General features: G+C 26.8%; 1 protein-coding gene. It reads right to left on the bottom strand.

Annotated features, from left to right (window positions below):
- Window positions 1-355: 355 nt before the first annotated feature.
- Window positions 356-1,350: relaxase family protein (locus HMPREF9129_RS10170; RefSeq protein ID WP_004823527.1), on the bottom strand; the 995-nt coding region annotated here is incomplete at its 5' end.

Below are 1,350 nucleotides of genomic sequence, written 5' to 3'. Positions count from 1 at the left end.
ATATGTAAAAAATGTTTATATTTTAAAAGAAGGCAAATTATCTCTCAGCCATTAATATATATTTTACTTAAAGCACCATTTTTTTATAGTTTATTTAATATAGAGATCTTTATTTCATAAATAAAAGAAATGCCATAGAAAATATTGTAGATAATGATAGATTATATTTTGATTATCAAAAAGCAAAAAATAATCAGGAAAGTTTAGTAGTTATTGTTCAAGGTTTATTGTTAGAATCAGTAAGTTCTAACTAAGCAGAATATAATACCGAAAGTAACAGCACTCGTGCAATAGGATTACTAATATAGGGGAATTATTGTGGACCAAAGCTATAAGTTTATCTGCTTATAGCTTTTTACCTCTCTACTTCCTTTCCATAATAATTTTCATAGTTTTTCCTATACTGAACAAGGTCAGAAAATTGTTCTTTATTCAAAGAATACTCTTGAATAAGGGTGTTCTTTTTTTCTTGCAATTTATCGAGGCTTGATAGTATTTCTTTTGTATTGGGTAGCTTTTTATAATTTTCTAAAATTTCTTTAGCTGCTATTTTATAGACAGAAAGTTCACTATAATACTCCTCTGCAAATTGTTTATCATCAGGATTTTTCTTGTGGTATTTATAGATTTCACGATATTTATTTATAGTATTTATATTTTCCATATCTTGGGATAAACTTTTCATCTCAGTTTCAATTTTCTTTATTTTATCTAACAAGTCTTGTCTATCATCAGCAGATTTTTTGATTAGATCATCGAGTTGGGTAATTGAATTAATGCCTTGCTCTCTTAACTTTATTATTGAATCAGCCATTGTTTTGATATTGTGTTTTCTTGCCCAAACTTCATAACCTTTAGAGGACTTAGCCTTTGTATTAGTAGATATATCAATGACATTTCCTACTCTTTTTTTAATAGGATTAGCTTTGTTCATAATAGCTAAATCTATTCTTTCTTTAATTTTATCTTCAGTATAATCTTCTCCTATAGTCTTCGATCTTGTAAATCTTTGCTTATCTTTATGACGAAAAGCAATATGTTTACCAAACTTAATTTCATAATCAAGATTCTTCATATTTTCTAAAAACTCTTCCCACGATTTAGACTTATTAATCATTCTGTCTATATCAAATTGCAGTTTAGACTTCCAAGAATTTCCTTTCTTTTTTTGGTCATATTCGTACCAAGATTTACCAGCAGTTTTATATTTTCTTTTGTAAGCTTCATAATATTCATCAATGACTGAAAGCTTATTTTCTTTACATAATTCGTCACTTTGAAACCTGATTTTATGATAAGATTTTTTATTAGATTGGTAGCATTTGCCAGTCTTGTAATTAACATTATTAA

This window comes from Peptoniphilus indolicus ATCC 29427 (assembly GCF_000227315.1).
GTDB classification, from domain to species: domain Bacteria; phylum Bacillota; class Clostridia; order Tissierellales; family Peptoniphilaceae; genus Peptoniphilus; species Peptoniphilus indolicus.
Note: the sequence above shows the minus strand (reverse complement) of the source record. Positions and strands in the feature narration are given on the sequence as shown.